General features: G+C 54.2%; 17 protein-coding genes and 1 tRNA gene. 10 read left to right on the top strand and 8 right to left on the bottom strand.

Translation table 11 applies throughout. From position 1 onward, the window contains the following. Positions 1–224, top strand: a 224-nt coding sequence (locus OEZ10_05380; GenBank protein MDH5632411.1) for a hypothetical protein, incomplete at its 5' end; no start/stop codon positions are given. A gap of 322 nt (positions 225–546) precedes the next feature. After that, positions 547–1,257 (top strand): transposase, encoded by a 711-nt coding sequence (locus OEZ10_05385; protein ID MDH5632412.1) that lies wholly within the window; start codon positions 547–549, stop codon positions 1,255–1,257. A 362-nt stretch (positions 1,258–1,619) separates the two neighbouring features. Here the strand turns inward: OEZ10_05385 and OEZ10_05390 are convergent. Beyond that, a tRNA-Arg gene (locus tag OEZ10_05390) sits at positions 1,620–1,696 on the bottom strand. A 191-nt stretch (positions 1,697–1,887) separates the two neighbouring features. Here OEZ10_05390 and OEZ10_05395 point away from each other — a divergent pair. Continuing rightward, positions 1,888–2,370 carry a c-type cytochrome gene (locus OEZ10_05395; protein ID MDH5632413.1) on the top strand — a complete coding sequence of 161 codons (483 nt, stop codon included), beginning with the start codon at positions 1,888–1,890 and terminating at the stop codon, positions 2,368–2,370. A gap of 68 nt (positions 2,371–2,438) precedes the next feature. Here OEZ10_05395 and OEZ10_05400 read toward each other — a convergent pair whose 3' ends face one another. Next, entirely contained in the window at positions 2,439–3,968 is a 1,530-nt protein-coding gene (locus OEZ10_05400; protein MDH5632414.1) for a YifB family Mg chelatase-like AAA ATPase, read from the bottom strand. 46 nt (positions 3,969–4,014) lie between these two features. Continuing rightward, complete coding sequence (locus tag OEZ10_05405) at positions 4,015–4,257, bottom strand: accessory factor UbiK family protein (GenBank protein ID MDH5632415.1); 243 nt, start codon at positions 4,255–4,257, stop codon at positions 4,015–4,017. 130 nt (positions 4,258–4,387) lie between these two features. Between OEZ10_05405 and OEZ10_05410 the strand changes: the two genes are divergently transcribed. The 4 genes from OEZ10_05410 to OEZ10_05425 all read left to right on the top strand — a co-directional run bounded on the left by OEZ10_05410 (position 4,388) and on the right by OEZ10_05425 (position 7,946). Continuing rightward, on the top strand, positions 4,388–5,137 hold the full coding sequence (locus OEZ10_05410; GenBank protein ID MDH5632416.1) for a TorF family putative porin: 750 nt from the start codon (positions 4,388–4,390) through the stop codon (positions 5,135–5,137). A 378-nt stretch (positions 5,138–5,515) separates the two neighbouring features. Further along, the gene (locus tag OEZ10_05415) at positions 5,516–6,262 is read left to right on the top strand and encodes a TorF family putative porin (GenBank protein MDH5632417.1); all 747 of its coding nucleotides are present in this window, start codon (positions 5,516–5,518) and stop codon (positions 6,260–6,262) included. A 35-nt stretch (positions 6,263–6,297) separates the two neighbouring features. Then, positions 6,298–6,636 (top strand): P-II family nitrogen regulator, encoded by a 339-nt coding sequence (locus tag OEZ10_05420; GenBank protein ID MDH5632418.1) that lies wholly within the window; start codon positions 6,298–6,300, stop codon positions 6,634–6,636. Positions 6,637–6,665: 29 nt separating this feature from the next. Continuing rightward, the gene (locus OEZ10_05425) at positions 6,666–7,946 is read left to right on the top strand and encodes an ammonium transporter (GenBank protein ID MDH5632419.1); all 1,281 of its coding nucleotides are present in this window, start codon (positions 6,666–6,668) and stop codon (positions 7,944–7,946) included. 82 nt (positions 7,947–8,028) lie between these two features. Here OEZ10_05425 and OEZ10_05430 read toward each other — a convergent pair whose 3' ends face one another. Both OEZ10_05430 and speE read right to left on the bottom strand, forming a co-directional pair. After that, a complete protein-coding gene (locus OEZ10_05430) occupies positions 8,029–8,256 on the bottom strand; it encodes a CDGSH iron-sulfur domain-containing protein (protein MDH5632420.1) in 228 nt (75 codons plus the stop codon). Positions 8,257–8,446: 190 nt separating this feature from the next. After that, positions 8,447–9,295 (bottom strand): polyamine aminopropyltransferase, encoded by an 849-nt coding sequence (speE, locus tag OEZ10_05435; GenBank protein ID MDH5632421.1) that lies wholly within the window; start codon positions 9,293–9,295, stop codon positions 8,447–8,449. Between the two features lie 123 nt (positions 9,296–9,418). Here speE and speA point away from each other — a divergent pair, with 123 nt between their 5' ends. Next, entirely contained in the window at positions 9,419–11,302 is a 1,884-nt protein-coding gene (gene speA / locus OEZ10_05440) for a biosynthetic arginine decarboxylase (GenBank protein ID MDH5632422.1), read from the top strand. A gap of 300 nt (positions 11,303–11,602) precedes the next feature. On the opposite strand, the gene OEZ10_05445 is transcribed toward speA, so the two are convergent. Beyond that, positions 11,603–11,836 (bottom strand): hypothetical protein, encoded by a 234-nt coding sequence (locus OEZ10_05445; GenBank protein MDH5632423.1) that lies wholly within the window; start codon positions 11,834–11,836, stop codon positions 11,603–11,605. A 601-nt stretch (positions 11,837–12,437) separates the two neighbouring features. On the opposite strand from OEZ10_05445, the gene OEZ10_05450 reads away from it, so the two are divergent. Both OEZ10_05450 and OEZ10_05455 read left to right on the top strand, forming a co-directional pair. Further along, positions 12,438–13,364, top strand: coding sequence for a phosphate/phosphite/phosphonate ABC transporter substrate-binding protein (locus OEZ10_05450; protein MDH5632424.1), 927 nt, complete (start codon positions 12,438–12,440; stop codon positions 13,362–13,364). 105 nt (positions 13,365–13,469) lie between these two features. Beyond that, the gene (locus OEZ10_05455) at positions 13,470–15,734 is read left to right on the top strand and encodes a PAS domain-containing protein (GenBank protein MDH5632425.1); all 2,265 of its coding nucleotides are present in this window, start codon (positions 13,470–13,472) and stop codon (positions 15,732–15,734) included. A gap of 54 nt (positions 15,735–15,788) precedes the next feature. On the opposite strand, the gene OEZ10_05460 is transcribed toward OEZ10_05455, so the two are convergent. Both OEZ10_05460 and argS read right to left on the bottom strand, forming a co-directional pair. Continuing rightward, the gene (locus OEZ10_05460; protein ID MDH5632426.1) at positions 15,789–16,379 is read right to left on the bottom strand and encodes an SPOR domain-containing protein; all 591 of its coding nucleotides are present in this window, start codon (positions 16,377–16,379) and stop codon (positions 15,789–15,791) included. A 3-nt stretch (positions 16,380–16,382) separates the two neighbouring features. Then, positions 16,383–18,146: an arginine--tRNA ligase gene (argS, locus tag OEZ10_05465; protein MDH5632427.1), complete on the bottom strand. Its 1,764-nt coding sequence runs from the start codon at positions 18,144–18,146 to the stop codon at positions 16,383–16,385. Positions 18,147–18,179: the final 33 nt, after the last annotated feature.

Raw genomic sequence — 18,179 nt, forward strand, 5'->3', positions numbered from 1 at the left:
GCTACTTGCAGGCTTTGGGTAGCCAGGCGGCTCATGGATTAACAAATGGCTTTGGCAGTATTGGCTATGAACCCAATGTCACCACGTTTTTTGGTTTCCCTAGATATGTCACCACGGGCGGGGTAGCGGTGAACATGTATGTGGGAGCACAGTTTGGTTCATTGAAAGGGGATAATGAACACAAGCGCCAGTTCACCTTCCAGGTATTTGATTGTCATGAGTAATCACATGCTTACCAGCGCTCAGGCCTATAGCGATCTCCTGTTTAGCCAGATTGCTTATATTTAATTTAGGCAGCACAGTATCTACATTGGCTGATGTAATCTCATAAACCCTTTGACCTTGAGTTACCGCTGCTTGTATCGCACTAATAGCTGATACAGCTCGCCTTGCATTCTGCGGATCAGTATTAAACATCTGCTCAAAAAACCAAAAGGGTCAGACTCGATTGAAACTCATCCCCTTGTTACACTGATCATCTGATCAGGCAAGGACTGCCTGATAGTTTGATCTTGAAACGCAGTTTTCCTACAAGGAGGTAGGCCCATGCCCCGGTTACCCCGTTATGTCCTGCCCGGACAGCCTCAACATGTGATCCAGCGTGGTAATAACCGATGCCCCATCTTTGTGGCCGATGAAGACTATGGCTGTTTCCGCCATTACCTGCGGGAAGCCAGTCAGCGTCAAGGTTGTCACATCCATGCCTGGGTTTTCATGACCAATCATATTCACCTGTTGGTCACGCCGGACGGAGAAAACAGTATCGGCAAAACCATGCAGTCTGTGGGCAGGCGTTATGTGCAGTATTTCAACACCACCTACCAGCGTACCGGTACCTTGTGGGAGGGCCGTTACAAAGCCACATTGATTGATACCGAGCAGTATTTATTCACCTGTTATCGGTATATCGAGCTGAATCCTGTACGTGCCAACATGGTCAGTCACCCCGGTGAATATCGTTGGTCCAGTTATCACTATAATGCCTTGGGCAAGGCAGATAGCCTTATTGATCCCCATGAACGGTATTTGGCGTTAGGCAGTCAGGCAGATAAGCGGCAGGCGGTTTATCGAGACCTGTTCAGCGCCCATATTGACAACAAGACCCTGGAAGATATTCGACAGGCTACCCAGAAAGGATGGGCATTAGGCAGTGATCGATTCAAGGATAAAGTGGAGCAGCTGGTTCAGCGTCGTACCCGGCCATTGTCACGAGGGGGCGATCATCGTAGTGTTGGATTCAAAAAAGAACTGTCCTAAGCTTTAGTTAGTTGCAATCGAGTCTGACCCTTTTGGTTTCTCTCTGTAAACAAAAACCCGTGCAAGGCGGGTCTTTGTTTAAGTGGAGCGCGACCGAGCTATGCGAGGAAGTGCTGAACAAAACACTGCAGGTGGTTTTACAGCGCGACCGAGCTATGCGAGGAAGTGCCGAATAATGCTCGGAGAGCATTTACGGCACCGAAGGGATTGATTCGGGCTGGCGGCCTCACCCTGACGGGCGCGCTAAAGCGCGTCCAATTTCGCTGCACGAAATTGTCGAACATTTATGATGACGTCAGGGATTCGAATCCAGCCAACAAGCACTTAAACAAAAACCCGCGCAAGGCGGGTCTTTGTTTAAGTGGCCCGCCCGAAGGGATTCGAACCCCTGACCTCTGCCTCCGGAGGGCAGCGCTCTATCCAGCTGAGCTACGGGCGGATGTGTTGGTTTGAGACGGTTTTCGGCGCCAAATCTACCGCTGGAGCCGGGGGCGCAAGCATACCCGGGTGGCCGCTCCGCGTCTATTAAGCTTGCACTGGGGCAGGAATTTTGCGGTATACTGCGCGTTCATTTTTGAGGCTCCGCCAGAGGGTGGATTTTAGTAATTACTTATATAAGGGTATTCTCCAATGAGTGATAGCAATATGAAAGACGGCGATTTCGTTCGCAATTTCTCCATCATGATCGGCGCGCTGGTGCTGTTGACCATCGTCATCTACATCTTCGCCAATTCTATTGGCGGTGCGCATACTGCGACCAAGACCGCTGATGCTTCTGCCGTTGCTGAGCGTATCCAGCCGGTTGGCAAGCTGCACCTGGCCGGCGCTGTTGCCGGTTCTGCTGTTGCCACTGCCCAAGCCGCTGATGGTGCCGGCACCTACAACGCTGCCTGCGCTGCTTGTCATGGTACCGGCGCTGCTGGCGCTCCGAAGGTGGGCGACAAGGCTGCCTGGGCTCCGCGCATCAAGCAGGGCAACGCTACCCTGTACGATCACGCCATCAAGGGCTACCAGGGCAAGACCGGTTTCATGCCGGCCAAGGGTGGTCAGGCCCAGTTGGCTGACGACGCTGTTAAAGCCGCCGTTGACCACATGGTAGCTGGCAGCAAGTAATCGGGACTTTCAGTCACGAATTACCAGAGGCCGCACCCTTCGGGGTGCGGCCTTTTCTTTTGTGGAGGCTAAATACTGGTGGCCATGGCCCGGGCCGGTTTGCGGTCCAGTTGCCGGAACTGGATGGCCTCAGCGAGGTGACGGGAGCTGACCCGGGATTCACCGGCAAGGTCGGCCAGGGTGCGGGCCACGCGCAGGATTCGGTGGTAACCCCGGGCGCTGAGTCCCAGTGCCTGGATGGCGCGCCTGATCAGGGCGTCGGCGTCAGCATCCAGTTCACAGCACTCGTCCAGCTCCTTGTTGCCAAGCGCGCTGTTTAGCTTCCCTTGTCGACCAAGCTGGCGATCGCGGCAGCGAAGTATGCGCTCACGTACCTCGGCCGAGTATTGGCCATCAGGCTTTGCATTCATCAGCATATCGGTTGGCACCGCCGGTACGATGACGTGGAGATCGATGCGGTCCATCAGTGGCCCTGACAGCTTCTGGCGGTAACGCTGGATTTGATCGGGCGTGCAACGGCAACGGCCGGAAATATCGCCTTCGTAGCCGCAGGGACAGGGATTCATGGCCGCGACCAGCTGAAACCGGGCCGGGAACCGGGCTTGCCGCGCCGCGCGTGAGATCATCACTTCGCCGCTTTCCAGTGGTTCCCGCAGCACCTCCAGTACCGCGCGCTGAAACTCGGGCAGTTCATCCAGGAACAACACGCCGTGATGGGCCAGCGAGATCTCGCCCGGCCGCGGATGGCTGCCGCCGCCGACCAGGGCCACCGCCGACGCCGTGTGGTGAGGGCGTCGGAACGGTCGTTGACCCCAGCGCCGGGCGTCAAAGCCGCCATCAGAAATGGAGTGAATGGCCGCTGACTCCAGGGCTTCGGCCTCGGTCATGGGCGGAAGGATGGACGGCAGCCGTTGCGCCAGCATGGTTTTGCCGGACCCCGGTGGTCCCATCATCAGCAGCGAATGGCCTGCGGATGCGGCCACTTCGAGGGCGCGCTTGGCCTGGTGCTGGCCGCGAATATCGCGCAAGTCAGGCAAAGTCTCGGCCGGGTGGTCGGCGCGGGTGGCGCAGGCCTCGGGCAGCGGCTGGTCTTGCAGAAAATGACCGGTGACGGCGAGCAGGTTGCCGGCGCACAACACCCGGGACCGGGACGCCAGCGATGCCTCTTCGCCATTGGCGGCGGGCACAACCAGGCGGCGACCGGCATCATGGGCGGCCAAGGCGGCGCTCAATACGCCGCGGACCGGCCGAATGTCACCACCCAGGGCCAATTCACCGATGAATTCGAAATCCGCTAAAGGTTCCCGGGGCAGCTGCCCGTTGGCGGCAAGTATTCCGAGTGCCATGGGCAGGTCGAAGCGGCCACCGTCCTTGGGCAGATCGGCCGGGGCGAGGTTAATGGTGATGCGGCGGGCCGGGAACTCAAAACCGAGGGTTTGCAGGGCACTGCGGACGCGGTCCTTGGCTTCGCGTACGGCGAGCTCGGGGAGGCCAACTACCGACAGACCGGGTAAACCGTTGGCCAGGTGCACCTCGACGGTGACGGCAGGGGCGTCGACACCCACCTGGGCGCGACTGTGGATAACAGCGAGTGACATGGGCGTTTCCTTCCTTGGATAGCCGGCAGTGTTTTCCCTGGTGGTATCAGCCGGCTTTCTTGTTCTGCTCCAGCTGGGCCAGCTCGGATTCCAGTGTATCAACGCGCGCGCGTAACTTTTCCAATAGCGCGGCCTGAACGTCAAATTCTTCACGACTGACCAACCCGAGTTGTTCCAGTCGTGTAGCCAGGACAGCGTTGATTTGTTTACGCGCATCGTCGGCGATGCCCTTGGGCATGGCCTTGCTGATGGCGTCGGTAATCTGGTCAATAATGGCGTTCGGAATCATAAGCCTGATTTTTCGGGATAATTTGCGTAAAATCGCCGCCACTATAACGTTGTCCTCGCGTGCCCGCAATGTTGCTGAGCAGGCACGCCATTGACGGCGGCGACAAGGATCAAACAGTCAGGAGGCAAAGGTGAACACAAAGCGAATTTCCCTGGTCAGCGTTTTATTCATGGCAGCTCAGCTGCTGTCCGCCCGGGTGGTCGTCGCCAGTGACAGCCTGGACCTGATGCTCGGCGCGACAACCAACTACGTGTTTCGTGGCATTTCGCAGACCGACAACAAGGCGGCCGGTTATGCCGGGTTTGATTACAGTCACAGCTCTGGCCCCTACTTCGGGTTATGGACATCGCGGGTCAACTTTCCCACCGTCGACGGCCGCGCCGATGCCGAGCTGGATATCTACGGCGGCATCGCCGGTGAAATCCGTTCCCTCGGCAACCTCGGCTGGGATCTTGGCTACATTCTTTACCGCTACAACCAGACGCCGCCCAGGTATGACGAAGCTTACCTGTCACTGTCTTTTGACCTGGTGCCGCGCCGGTTGAAGGCCACTATCAAGGGTTCGTATGAAACCGAGGGTGACCAGGTGGTAGGTGAAGGCCTGGTAACCCTGGATGCCGGCAGTGGCCTGTTCGTGAAGCTGCAGCCCGGGCACGTGGATGACCGCACCACCGACAACAATGACTACAAGTATGTCAAGGTAGCAGCCAGCAAGTCCGTGGATGTGAACAGTGCCGGTATTCGTACCATAGATATCGAGCTTGCTTACAGTGATACCAGCCTCAAGCGTGGCGATGCCAGTCCCTATGGCGTTATCAATGATCGGAATGAAGACCGTGTTCACGACTTGTGGTACTTGTCCGTTACCGCACATTTCTAGCAGACATTCGGGTTTTCTTTTCGGTTCATTGCCCTGTTATTGCCGGTAGTGAGCCCGGTAGCGGCGATAATGTTTCATTCTTTTGCTGCCATTGACCTGCGCCATCAGCGTGCAGGGCTGCCCCCACCTCGTTGATGTGCGTGAAAACGCACCGTTCAAGTGCATTCGTTTTTTGTTGCTGATCATTTTGGTGCAGCAATTCCCTGTTTTATTCATCGATTGTCTCTAACTGATTGATTAACTGTAAAAAACATTTTTGGCACGACACATGCAATAACAAGCATGAAAGCTGTTGTCGTGCCGCCGGACAGGCATGCACCAGGCAGTAATTGATCAACCCGGTTAATCCGAAAATCTGAACCTTAGGGGAGTAGAACCATGATGAGTAAAAAGATGTTTGCAATTGCTGTTGCCATTGCCGGGCTGCCCGCTGTAGCCAGCGCCGAGCTTACCGGCAATATTGGCGCATCCAGTGACTATGTCTGGCGCGGCCTGACCCAGACTGCCGGTGATGCCGCCGTATCCGGTGGCATGGATTACAATTCGCCATTTGGCTTGTCCGCAGGTATGTGGACATCCAATACAGCGTTTGGCTCACCGGAGCTGGACTTGTATGCCGGATACAGCAAGTCATTTGGTGATTTCAGCATCAGTGCTGGTTATATCGGTTACCTGTATCCCGGCACCGAGGATGATCCGGCAACAGCGGATACCAATGAAGCCAATGATCTGGACTGGACCGAAGCGTCGGTTGGTTTCGGCTGGAAGATGCTGAGCCTGACCTACAACTTCTCCAACGATACCTTCAATACCGGAACAAAGAGTTCCTATGTTGATCTCGGCGCAAGCTTCGAAGTGGCCAAGGATCTGACCCTGGCACTGCATGTGGGTCGCTATGACTTTGAAAATGATGATGTCAATGTCGCCGGTTTTGTCTGGGATGATTACATCGACTACAGTATAAGCCTGTCTGCTGGTGACTTTTCCATCACTTACAGTGATACCGATCTGCCTGATGACACGGTCGCTGATGCTGTTGCCTACGGTAGCAACGATTTTTACGCGGCAGATGACGGTTACAAGGTTTTTGTTACCTATTCAAAATCATTCACGCTGCTGAAATAAGCAGTATCACTGAACGAGTTCAGGAGGTTCATGCCATGAAAATGGTTACCGCAATCATCAAGCCATTCAAGCTGGATGATGTTCGTGATGCCCTGTCAGAAGTGGGTGTGCAAGGCATTACCGTGACCGAGGTGAAAGGCTTCGGTCGCCAGAAAGGTCATACCGAGTTGTATCGCGGCGCGGAATATGTTGTCGATTTTCTTCCCAAGGTGAAGCTGGAAGCTGCCATTGATGTTTCCATGCTCGACCAGGTGGTAGAAGCCATCGTTAATGCAGCGCGTACTGACAAGATCGGTGACGGCAAGATATTTGTCTCCGACCTGGAGCAGGTGGTTCGTATCCGTACCGGTGAAACCGGCAAGGATGCGCTGTAACACGTCACCAACATAGCGAGGATTAAACAGTGGAAGCATTAAACGGTGTGAAAGATTTAAGCTATGCACTGGACACCTTTTATTTTCTGGTGACCGGTGCACTGGTCATGTGGATGGCTGCAGGCTTTGCCATGCTTGAAGCAGGACTGGTTCGTTCAAAAAATACGGCAGAGATCCTGACCAAGAATGTCGGCTTGTTCGCCATCGCCTGTATCATGTACATGTTCGTCGGTTATAACCTGATGTACCCAGGTGGCGACTATGCGGGACAACTGTTGCCCGGGCTGAAGTTCATGCTTGGTGTAGATCACGCGCCCGAAGCGGTATTGGCACAGGGTATGGACAAGTGGTACGACGGCAACTACTACTCGAAGATGTCTGACTTCTTCTTCCAGATGGTGTTCGTGGCTACGGCCATGTCCATTGTCTCCGGTGCCGTTGCCGAGCGCATGAAGTTGTGGACGTTCTTTGCCTTTGCCGTGGTTATGACCGGTGTCATCTACCCGATCCAGGGTTTCTGGAAATGGGGCGGCGGTTTCCTGGACGCGGCCGGTTTCCTGGATTTTGCCGGTTCCGGCGTGGTTCACATGTGTGGCGCGGCTGCAGCCGTTGCCGGCGTGCTGGTGCTGGGTCCGCGCAAGGGCAAGTACGGCCCTGATGGCCAGGTAAACGCGATTCCGGGTGCAAACATGCCACTGGCAACGCTCGGAACGTTCATCCTGTGGATGGGCTGGTTTGGTTTCAACGGCGGGTCGGAATTGATTCTGTCCAACGTTACCGAGGCCAATAACGTTGCCAGGGTATTTGTGAATACCAACATGGCTGCTGCTGGTGGCGTGGTTGCGGCACTGATTGTTGCGCGCTTGCTGTTTGGCAAGGCTGATCTGACCATGGGACTTAACGGCGCCCTGGCCGGGTTGGTAGCTATTACCGCCGAACCGTTAACGCCAACACCCGGGCTGGCTACTACTATTGGTGCAGTCGGTGGTGTGCTGGTGGTGATCTCCATCCTGGTGATGGATCGTTTTTTCAAGCTGGATGACCCGGTCGGCGCCATTTCGGTTCACGGTGTTGTCGGTATCTGGGGCCTGCTCGCAGTCGTATTGTCCAATGGTGATGCCAAGATCAGCTCGCAGTTGCTGGGCATTGGCTCCATCTTCGCGTGGTCATTCGGCGTCTCTTTGGTCGTTTGGGTAATACTGAAAGGCATCATCGGTCTTCGAGTCAGCGAAGAAGAAGAGCATATGGGCGTGGACCTGGCCGAATGCGGGCTGGAGGCCTACCCGGAATTTACCACCGGGACCAAGTAGATTTGTAAATCATCTCCTGATTGAGTGTGTTAGTCTCAAAATTCAAGGCGCCTTTACAGGCGCCTCTTTTTTGTACCGGTGATCAGAGTTTGTAGTGACTGCCGTCACAATAGGGTGGCCGCTTGGTCGCCTTGCAGCGGCACAGGCTGATGTACTGTTTTTCCGTGATTTCAAATTCGAGCGGGCTGTGCTCTGTGCCCTTGTGTGAACCATCGCAAAACGGCTGGTTAGCGGATTTGCCGCAGCTGCACCAGTAGTATTTTCCCGGCTGCAGTTCGATCATTTTGGGTGATTTGATTATGTCACTCATTCCTCGTTGTTCCTTTCTTACATTGCCAATTAGTCCTGGTTGGCCAGGTGTTAATAAAGCGTAGCAGTTTCCACTATAGATGAAAGAACGAGAAAATCAGCGGTCAAAAGACCTGTAATCCGGACGGGATTGGAGGTGTTTTGGCCGCTATAGACGCCCGCGGTGGTCATGATCGCCGGTGCGAAAATCGTCACAAGGTCGCGGCAGCGAGGAACGGCGGCAGGGTCAGCAGGCCCTGGTGCAGCTCCGATGTGTAGTACCTGGTATTGAGCTTGGCGGCGTCAATTTTGCGGAAATCCTTCGCTGATCCCGATTTCACCGCCATGGTGGACGACCACCAGCCGGACGGGTATACCGGTTGCGGGAAGCCCAGGGTGGCAAGATCGGCAAAGCCAGCGGTGCGCATGTTGTTGCGCATGCTCTTGATAATGTCGCTGTGCAGCAGCGGTGATTCGCTTTGCGCAATCAGGATGCCGTTGGCCGACAGCGCCTTGTGGCAGTCGGTGTAGAACTCCGCCGAGAACAGTCGCGCGGCCTGGCCGACCGGGTCGGTGGAATCAATAATAATGATGTCGTAACTGCCGGGTTCAGCGTCTTCGATCCACTTGATGCCGTCGACAAACTCCAGCTGCGCCCGCGCATCGCCGTTGGATTCGCACAATTCAGGGAAGTATTCTTCTGACACGCGGGTAACGCGCTCGTCCAGCTCGGCCTGCACCGCCTTTTCGACACCGGGGTGCTTGAGTACTTCGCGCAGGGTGCCGCAATCACCGCCACCGATAATGAGCACGCGCTTCGGGTCCGGGTGCGTGAGCAGCGCCGGGTGCGTCATCATCTCGTGGTACAGAAAGTTGTCGCGCGTGGTCAGCATCACCAGGCCGTCGAGCGTCATCAGGTAGCCCCATTGCCGGGTGTTGTAGATCGTCAACAGTTGGTACGGGGTTTGTTCTTCGTGTACCTTCTCGCCCAGCTCAAGCGAAAATGCCGAGCCGCAGTCTGCGTGAATTTCGGTGTACCAGTTGTTGTCGAGTGTCATAATACCTGCTCCTCAGCAATGAAGACGCCGGGCGAATGGCCGGAAAGCGGGGAGTGTAGCCAAGCGCTGTTAGCTTGCCAACGAATCTTTTAGCCAGTGAATCCTGGCAGGAGCAGTGAACCACCCATGAGTTGGAAAATCCAGAACGCACGCGACACCTATAACATTTCCCACTGGAGTGGCGGTTATTTTGATGTCGCCGACAATGGCCACCTGGTGGCGCATCCTGGTGGTGCCAGCGGCCCCGGCATTGATATGCAGGCCGTTGCCGACAGCCTGCACCAGCAAGGCCTTGGCCTGCCGACATTGGTGCGGTTCTCCGGCATCCTGCGTCACCGGGTGAATGTATTGTGCGATGCATTTGTTGCCGCCACGAACGAACACAAGTTTACTGGCGGATACACTGCGGTGTATCCGATCAAGGTGAACCAGCAGCGCAGCGTCGTCGAGGAGATTGTCGGTGCCCGGCCGGGCAGTGTCGGTCTCGAGGCCGGCAGCAAGCCGGAATTGCTGGCGGTGCTGGCGCACTCTGATCCTGATGGCGGCCTGGTGGTATGCAACGGTCACAAGGATCGCGAATTCATTCGCCTGGCGCTGATTGGCCAGGCGCTTGGCCACAAGGTACATATTGTTATTGAGCGCCTGTCCGAGCTGGAACTGGTCATTGAGCAGGCGAACACGCTGACTATCCGGCCGTTGCTGGGCCTGCGCCTGCGCCTGGCGTCCATCGGTGAAGGTCATTGGCAAAACACCGGTGGTGAGAAATCCAAGTTCGGCCTGTCAGCCGACCAGGTGCAGACCGCCTTGCATCGACTGCAGCAAATTGGCTGGCTCGATTGCTTGTCCATGCTGCATTGCCACATGGGTTCACAGATCGCCAATATTCGCCACGTGCAGTCCGGCGTTGCCGAAGCAGCACGTTATTACGCCGAGATCAGGCAGTTCGGTGCCGATGTCAAATACGTCAATGTTGGTGGCGGCCTCGGTATTGATTATGACGGCACCTCATCACGCAGTTATTTCTCCGCCAACTATTCCGTAGAGCAGTATGCCTCCGCCGTGGTCAAGGCCTTTGCCGAAACCAGTCGGCAACATGGCATGCCGGATCCGCATGTGGTCACCGAATCCGGTCGCGCCATGACAGCGCACCACGCCGTGTTGATCAGCAACGTGCTCGACGTGGAACATATGAATCGCCCGCGTGGCCTGGTTGAGCCGGATGACAGCGCCGCGCCGGTATTGCGCGAGTTGTGGCAGGCGCACAGCACGGTCAATATGCGCACCGCCATCGAGCACTATCACAATGCCGCCCAGGCCATGGACGAAGTGCGCAGCCTGTTTACCGAGGGCAAGCTGGGACTGAAGGATCGGGCGCTGGCGGAGAACCTGTACCGTTCCGTGTGCATGCAAACCCGTGATGCGCTGAATAGCGACAAGCGCGAACATCGGCAGATACTCGATGAGCTGAACGAACAGCTGGCCGACAAGTATTTCTGCAACCTGTCCGTGTTCCAGTCATTGCCCGATGTCTGGGCTATTAACCAGATATTTCCCATCGTGCCGCTGGCCAGGCTCGACGAAGCGCCAGAGCGTCGCGGCGTCATCGTCGATGTCACCTGTGACTCCGATGGTCGTATCGATACCTATGTTGATGCCAATGGTGTTGAGTCAACGTTGCCGTTGCATGAAGTGCAGCCGGACGAACGCTACCTGCTGGGTATATTCCTGGTCGGCGCCTACCAGGAAATCCTTGGCGACATGCACAACCTGTTCGGCGATACCCACTCGGCCCATATCGAGCTCAATGATGATGGCAGCTACCGCATCGATCACACCCTGCACGGTGATACCGTGGATTACGTATTGCGATTTGTACACTTTGAGCCGGAACAGCTCAAGGCCAGTTACGTGAAGCAGGTTGAAGGCTCAACGTTGAACAATGATCAGCGCAAGCAGTATCTTGATGAGCTGGTTGAAGGGTTATCCGGGTATACGTACCTGGAGGAGTGACGCGCAGGCTTCGCCTGGATTGTCATTCCGGCCTTGGCCGTTATTCCGATCTCGCTTGTCATTTCGACTAACGGGAGAAATCTTTTTTGATGTGCGTCGGCTGCGCCGACGAGCTTGGCAAGCTATTATGTGCTACCCGCGCGGGGCCCCGTTTCTTTTGCTCGTCCAAAAGAAATGGACGAAAGAAAACGACGTGAACGAGCTATAAACATCGGTCTCACGTCTTTCCAGGGCATAGGCACCTCCTGTCTCACTATGTCCATGGCGCATAGGCGTTACCTGTGTACCTGCACTATTGTGTTACCGATGTTTATAGCTCATACACTCAAGAGCTTTTTGTAGTTTTCTTTGTTGTTCCAGGAAGGGTTCTAGTTGTGATTTGATCCCATTCTGAGTTTCAATAATTGGGCGCAAGGCTTTTTCTATCGCCCTCTGTGCTTCCAGAATTGGATCTAACCGCCCATGTAATTGCTTGGATTTTTGCTTCCATTGCTTTAGGTGATTTTCGAAAGCATCCATCTCGTTTCTATTCATTGCCTCGAAACCTTGTTTAACCATGAATTATATTTGATGGCAGAAAAAGGGTATTTTGCTCGTCCTTTTTGGGTATACATCCTTGATTTGAATTAAATCATTGGGCTACGTTCTATTTGCCTAAATGTCTTACTAAATATTTCTGCATAGACCCGAATATGGCCGCACCACTACTAACATAGTATGTTTGCTTTGAGTCGCTAGCCGGCGTGTCAATATTCTGCCGAATCCGGACACGTCGAACTAATTAATAGTTACACGCTACGATTGCAGTCAGATAATTTGGAGTAATTTGTCATGGGTTTTGGTAGTTTGCACCTAAAAACTTCCTCTGCTGTTTTGATTTAAGGCGCGCTGAATTGTTCAAGTCTTGCATCCGCTTTGAAGAGGTCGAGGGTCGCGAGAAATAGCGAGGCAATAGCCTGCTTTTACAACTGTTTTCCAGCTTTCGCAATGTCGCTGTCAATCAATTGGAGCCTTGTTATAAGCCGTATCTTAAGTGACTGAAAATGTTTCAATTCTGACGATGATTTACAATCATTATATGTATTGTCATTTTGTTTGAAGCTATATTCCAAGTAGTTGAGTGGGAGTACAAATAATGAGCCTTTTCAGATTCAGGAAAGTATTTGGCACCATCCTAAGCTTTATCATCATTATTGGTGTAGTCGGATGCCAAGAAAATACAGCGCCACCAGCACCGAAATTCAGTGCCGGGAGTGAAGGCGAGAAGCAGGTTTACAGGTTTGGTATTCACCCTTTGCATAATCCCGCACGGCTGCACGAAATATTCTCGCCGCTTATGAGTTATCTGAACCAGAATATTGATGATGTCGAGTTCAGGGTCGAGGCATCGAGAAACTACGCGGCTTACGACAAGAAGCTCTTCGCCGGGGAGTTTCATTTTTCCCTGCCTAATCCCTACCAGACCGTCAGGTCACTGGAACATGGCTATAAAGTATTCGGAAAAATGGGTGATGATGACAACTTCAGGGGCATCATCCTTGTTCGCAAGGACAGCAATATAAAATCGATTTCGGACCTGAAAGGCAAGCCGGTCAGTTATCCTGCGCCGACCGCGCTGGCGGCCACCATGATGCCGCAATACTACATCCACACCCATGGGCTGGATGTAATGAAGGATGTGGATAATCGCTATGTAGGTTCCCAGGAATCGTCGATTATGAACGTTTTTCTTGGCGATACAGTAGCAGGAGCTACCTGGCCGCCGCCGTGGCGGGCCCTTTCAAAAGAGCGGCCCGAGCTGGCAAGGGAGCTGGAAATCAAGTGGCAGACAAAACCGTTACCCAACAACGGGCTGGTTGTTCGCCAGGACATGCCGGGATACCTGGTACAAAAAGTATCGAGGCTGATGTTTGAGCTACACAAGCATGAGGGCGGACGGGCTATCCTCGAGCGTATGGAATTAACCAGATTTGAGCCGGCAACTGATGCCACCTATCAGCCAGTAAGGGAGTTTTTGGCAGTATTCAAAAAGGCCGTGCGTGATCCGGCAAGTGAAAAATAAAGGCAACAGCACTTGGTCCGGGGCGTTCATGCGATTGAAAGGTTTTGGACAAAATCCATAAGACGTCAGTTGATTTTGGGAATCGCCGCTGTACACGCGGTCCTGATGTCCATATTTGTTGTGGACATGCTGGAGCGGCAAAAGAAATTTCTTCATGACCAGGCCATAGAACAAACGACCAGTCTGTCTGAGACCCTGGCAGCCAACAGTACTTCATGGGTGCTGGCAAACGATATTATCGGTATTGAAGAGGTTGTCAGCTCACAGTCAAAATATCCCGGGCTTGAATACGCCATGGTTCTGAACATGGAAGGCAAGGTGTTGGGCCATACGGACAGGCAGTATATAGGAATGTATATAGAGGATGATTCAGGCTCCGGGTTTCAAACAATACCCTCCGAAGTGAATATTCTTGTCAATACGCCAACCCTGATTGACGTTGCGGCACCGGTCTATGCCAATGGCAAACAGATAGGCTGGACCCGGGTCGGCCTTGGCCAGCAAAATACTCTTGCGGGCCTGAGGACGATAACAAGAAATGGCCTGATATATACCGTGATTGCCATACTTGTTGGAGTGATTTTTGCGTTAGTCATGGCAAAAGGTCTCACGCAGGCCCTGCACAAGCTGGTGGAATTAACCGGCCGGGTAAGCCGGGGCGAAAGTGGCAGTCGCGCGGAATTGCAAAGGCATGATGAGATTGGCCGATTGGCTACAAACTTTGACAGCATGCTGGATTCGATTGCTGCTTCACAAGCAGAGCTTGCAGAAAGCCAGTTGCGCTTTGATCTTGCAATGAGAGGGTCCAGCGACGGCTTGTGGGATCGAAATCTACTCACTAACGAAGTTTACCTGTCGCCACGGTGGAAGGAGATGATTGGCTATCGTGATGATGAACTGGAAAACGAACTCGGGGCGTGGGATCGCCTGGTTCATCCGGATGACCTGGACAAGACCAAAAATGCCATTAACAACTATATCTCCGGTGAGAGTGACAGCTATCGCGTTGAGTTTCGCATGAAACACAAAGATGGTCATTGGGTCCATGTTCTGGATCGTGGCTACCTGGTGCGCGATGAAAACGGGCGGGCAGTGCGAATGGCGGGAACGCATGTTGATCTGACGGAGCGCATACAAAACGAGGACAAGATTCGTCGTCTGAACAGTGAGCTGGAAGACCGCGTTCATCAAAGAACCATTGAGCTCCTGGATGCCAAGAATGAAGCGGAGCGCGCGAACTCGGCGAAGTCGGAATTCCTGTCGAGAATGAGTCATGAATTGAGAACACCGATGAATGCCATACTCGGATTTGCACAGTTACTGGAAGTCAGTGGGGACAGCCCCTTGACCGGTGAGCAGAAAGAATCCGTCACCGAGATACTGAACGCCGGGCATCATTTGCTTGAATTGATCAACGAAGTGCTTGACTTGTCGAGGATCGAAGCCGGAAAGATGGTTGTCAATATGGAGCCGGTTTGTGTTCAGGAAATATTGAGGGAATGCATGTCATTGATTGTAACGTTGGCGGCTGACAGGGGAGTTACAGTCGAGCTAAAAGAAGCAGAAAGGGAGAATTATGTGTTGGCGGACCGAACCAGGATCAAGCAGGTGTTGTTGAACCTCTTGTCCAACGCGGTCAAGTACAACAGCCAGGATGGCAAGGTCGTTATCCGGATATCCGATTCCGGAGACATGTGGCGTATTAGCATCATCGACACTGGTCCGGGCCTGAATGAAGAGCAGAAAAACCGGTTATTTGTCCCGTTTGACCGGCTGGGTGCGGACAAGACGAAAATTGAGGGAACGGGTATCGGCCTGGCACTGAGCAAAAAACTGGTTGCTTGCATGGACGGAATCATTGATGTGGAAAGCAGCGAAGGTTCGGGAAGTACGTTCTGGGTAGAGCTGGGCAAGTCCTCGGTACTTGAAATGAACCAGGCCATTTCCGGAGACGGCGTTGCCGGGATTGAAGGCCCGGGAGATAACAGCCATCGAATACTATATATTGAAGATAATTATGCCAATACCAGGCTCATACAGAAAATTATTGAAAAGAGTCTGGCAGGAGTCGAATTGATAACCGCGGACAATCCGAAGCTTGGTATCGAATTGGCACACAAGCATTGCCCGGACTTGATATTGCTGGATATTAATCTGCCGGAAATGGATGGCTATGAGGTGATGCGCTATTTGCAGGCGAGCCGGGCGACGCGAGAAATCCCGGTGGTGGCGATCAGCGCCAATGCCATGCCGGGAGATATCAGTCGCAGCAAGGTTGCCGGTTTTGTGGACTACCTGACCAAGCCGGTAAATGTGCCCTCGTTTCTAAAGCTCGTAGACCAGGTATTGGAAAATTCCGGCAGGCAGTGAAACAGGTTATACCGCGAAGGATGTTCTTTTAGCCCGGTGCGGCAACGCGAGTCTTCAATCCTTGACCTTCAACCGCAGTGCCGGGATGCCGAGAGTCTTCAGATTGCGGTGGGTTTCGTCGAGTTTTTGCGGGTCGGAGTAGGGGCCAAGGCGTACACGGTGGAACGTGCCCTTGTCTTTGACATCAATCTTCTGGATGTGGGCGACCAGGCCGTTGAAGGCGAGCTTGGCCTTGAGGGTGTCGGCGTCGGCGTAATCGGCGAACGAGCCGACCTGCAGAACGTAGCTGACATTCCTTTCGGTCTTGATCTGTTTTGTCGTGACCGATTCCGGAATCACGGTTTCGGACTCGGTGAGTATGGTATAGAAATCGTATTTAGGCTTTTCCGCCGGTTTGGGTGCCGGGGCCGGTGCGGGCCTGGGTTGCGGCTTGGGTTGTTGCGCGCGCTTGACCAGGGTACGCAGGCCGCTGTCCGGCTGGCCGGTACGTTCAATCATGAACTGGACCAGCAGCACGATGCACACGCCGGCCAGCAATCCGCCGCCGACCAGTGCCCAGGTAGGAAACCCTTTCTTGCCGCCCCGACGCGTTGCGGATGGGCGACGTCGTACGGTTTTTTTCTTGCTGCGTTTACTGGTGGCCATGACCTACATGGATTCCGGCGCGGTTACGCCCAGAATCGACAATCCGTTGACAATCACCTGTCGTGTTGCCGCAATCAGCACGAGACGTGCATCCCGCAGGGCGTCGTTACCTTCGAGGAACTTGTGCGCATTATAATAGGTGTGGAAGTGCTGCGACAGTTCGCGCAGGTAGTGGGCAATATGATGCGGATCATGGTTGCGTGCCGCCACTTCGACAACTTCCGGGAAGTGTGACAGTGCGTTCATGAGATCGACTTCATGCTGTTCCTGCAGCAACTCGAGTTGGTTACGGCCATGGGCCGGGTCATGCTTGAGCTGTTTCTCGGTGAGCTGACGGAATACACTGCAAATTCGCGCATGGGCGTACTGGATGTAATACACCGGGTTGTCATTGCTCTGTGACTTGGCCAGGTCCAGGTCGAAGTCCATGTGCTGGTCAGACTTGCGCAGCGCGTAGAAAAAGCGCGCCGCATCGTTGCCGACTTCGGAGCGTAATTCGCGTAAGGTGACAAACTCGCCGGAGCGCGTGGACATTTGCACTTTTTCGCCGCCACGATAGAGCACGGCAAATTGCACCAGCAGCACGTCCAGCTTGTTGGCATCTTCGCCCAGTGCTTCCAGCACTGCCTTGACCCGGGCGATGTAGCCATGGTGGTCGGCGCCCCAGATGTTGATCAGCTGATCGAACCCACGTTCCAGCTTGTTGACGTGGTAGGCAATATCGGACGCGAAGTAGGTGGCCTGGCCGTTGTCACGCACGACAACGCGATCCTTTTCATCGCCGAAATCAGACGAGGCAAACCACAGCGCGCCATCCTTTTCATAGGTCTTGCCGGTTGCCTTCAGGCGATCGATGCCATGTTGCAGGGCGCCGTCGCCAACCAGTGATGCCTCGGAAAACCATTCGTTGTAGACAACGCCAAACTCGTCGAGGTCGCGACGAATGTTGTCCAGGATCTCGTCCAGGGCCTGCTTGTGAAACAGTGCGTAGCCTTCCTTGCCCAGCAGGGACCTGGCCTTGTCGATCAGGCCGTCAATGTGATCTTCCTTGTCGCCGCCGGCCGGCTCATCGGCCGGGACATTGTCGAATACATCGGCAGTGTTGAATTGATACTTGTCGCCGTGCGCGCGGTGCATGCTGGCACCGATATCCCAGATATAGTCGCCCTTGTAGCCGTTGGCCGGGAACGGAAATTCTTCACCACACAATTCCAGGTAACGTAACCAGACACTGGTGGCGAGTATGTCCATCTGCCTGCCGGCATCGTTGACGTAATATTCGCGGTGCACATCGTAACCGGCGGCTTCGAGAAGATTAGCCAGCGTTGCACCGTACGCGGCACCGCGACCATGACCCACGTGCAGCGGCCCGGTGGGATTGGCGGAAACAAATTCCACCATCACCTTTTTGCCGGCACCGACGGCGCTACGGCCCCATTGATCAGTCTTGTCCAGGATTTCGCAGACCATGTCATGGTAGGCATGCGGGCTGAGAAAGAAATTGATGAACCCGGGGCCGGCAATTTCCACCTTGGCAATCGCGGCATCGACCGGAAGGGCATCGACAATTTTCTGCGCCAGGTCGCGCGGCTTCATTTGCATCGATTTGGCCAATGCCAGGGCAATATTGCAGGCAAAGTCACCGTGAGATTTATCGCGGGTGCGATCAATAGCAATGTTAAGTTCAAAATCGTTCGAAGTGGATATATTTGCGTGGACACAACTGTGAATAGCGCAACCAATCAGCTGTCTAAGCTTGTCTTTCAAATTGTTTCCTCACCTATATAACGGAAGACTCGG

Source organism: Gammaproteobacteria bacterium (assembly GCA_029880545.1).
Taxonomy (GTDB): domain Bacteria; phylum Pseudomonadota; class Gammaproteobacteria; order Acidiferrobacterales; family SZUA-150; genus JAOUOD01.

What these genes read in the sequence shown, in the direction of transcription:
- OEZ10_05385 (MDH5632412.1), top strand. Translation starts at nt 547, where the DNA reads ATGCCCCGGTTACCCCGTTATGTCCTGCCCGGACAGCCTCAACATGTG.
- OEZ10_05395 (MDH5632413.1), top strand. Translation starts at nt 1,888, where the DNA reads ATGAGTGATAGCAATATGAAAGACGGCGATTTCGTTCGCAATTTCTCC.
- OEZ10_05400 (MDH5632414.1), bottom strand. Translation starts at nt 3,968, where the DNA reads ATGTCACTCGCTGTTATCCACAGTCGCGCCCAGGTGGGTGTCGACGCC.
- OEZ10_05405 (MDH5632415.1), bottom strand. Translation starts at nt 4,257, where the DNA reads ATGATTCCGAACGCCATTATTGACCAGATTACCGACGCCATCAGCAAG.
- OEZ10_05415 (MDH5632417.1), top strand. Translation starts at nt 5,516, where the DNA reads ATGATGAGTAAAAAGATGTTTGCAATTGCTGTTGCCATTGCCGGGCTG.
- OEZ10_05420 (MDH5632418.1), top strand. Translation starts at nt 6,298, where the DNA reads ATGAAAATGGTTACCGCAATCATCAAGCCATTCAAGCTGGATGATGTT.
- OEZ10_05430 (MDH5632420.1), bottom strand. Translation starts at nt 8,256, where the DNA reads ATGAGTGACATAATCAAATCACCCAAAATGATCGAACTGCAGCCGGGA.
- speA (MDH5632422.1), top strand. Translation starts at nt 9,419, where the DNA reads ATGAGTTGGAAAATCCAGAACGCACGCGACACCTATAACATTTCCCAC.
- OEZ10_05445 (MDH5632423.1), bottom strand. Translation starts at nt 11,836, where the DNA reads ATGAATAGAAACGAGATGGATGCTTTCGAAAATCACCTAAAGCAATGG.
- OEZ10_05450 (MDH5632424.1), top strand. Translation starts at nt 12,438, where the DNA reads ATGAGCCTTTTCAGATTCAGGAAAGTATTTGGCACCATCCTAAGCTTT.
- OEZ10_05455 (MDH5632425.1), top strand. Translation starts at nt 13,470, where the DNA reads ATGTCCATATTTGTTGTGGACATGCTGGAGCGGCAAAAGAAATTTCTT.
- OEZ10_05460 (MDH5632426.1), bottom strand. Translation starts at nt 16,379, where the DNA reads ATGGCCACCAGTAAACGCAGCAAGAAAAAAACCGTACGACGTCGCCCA.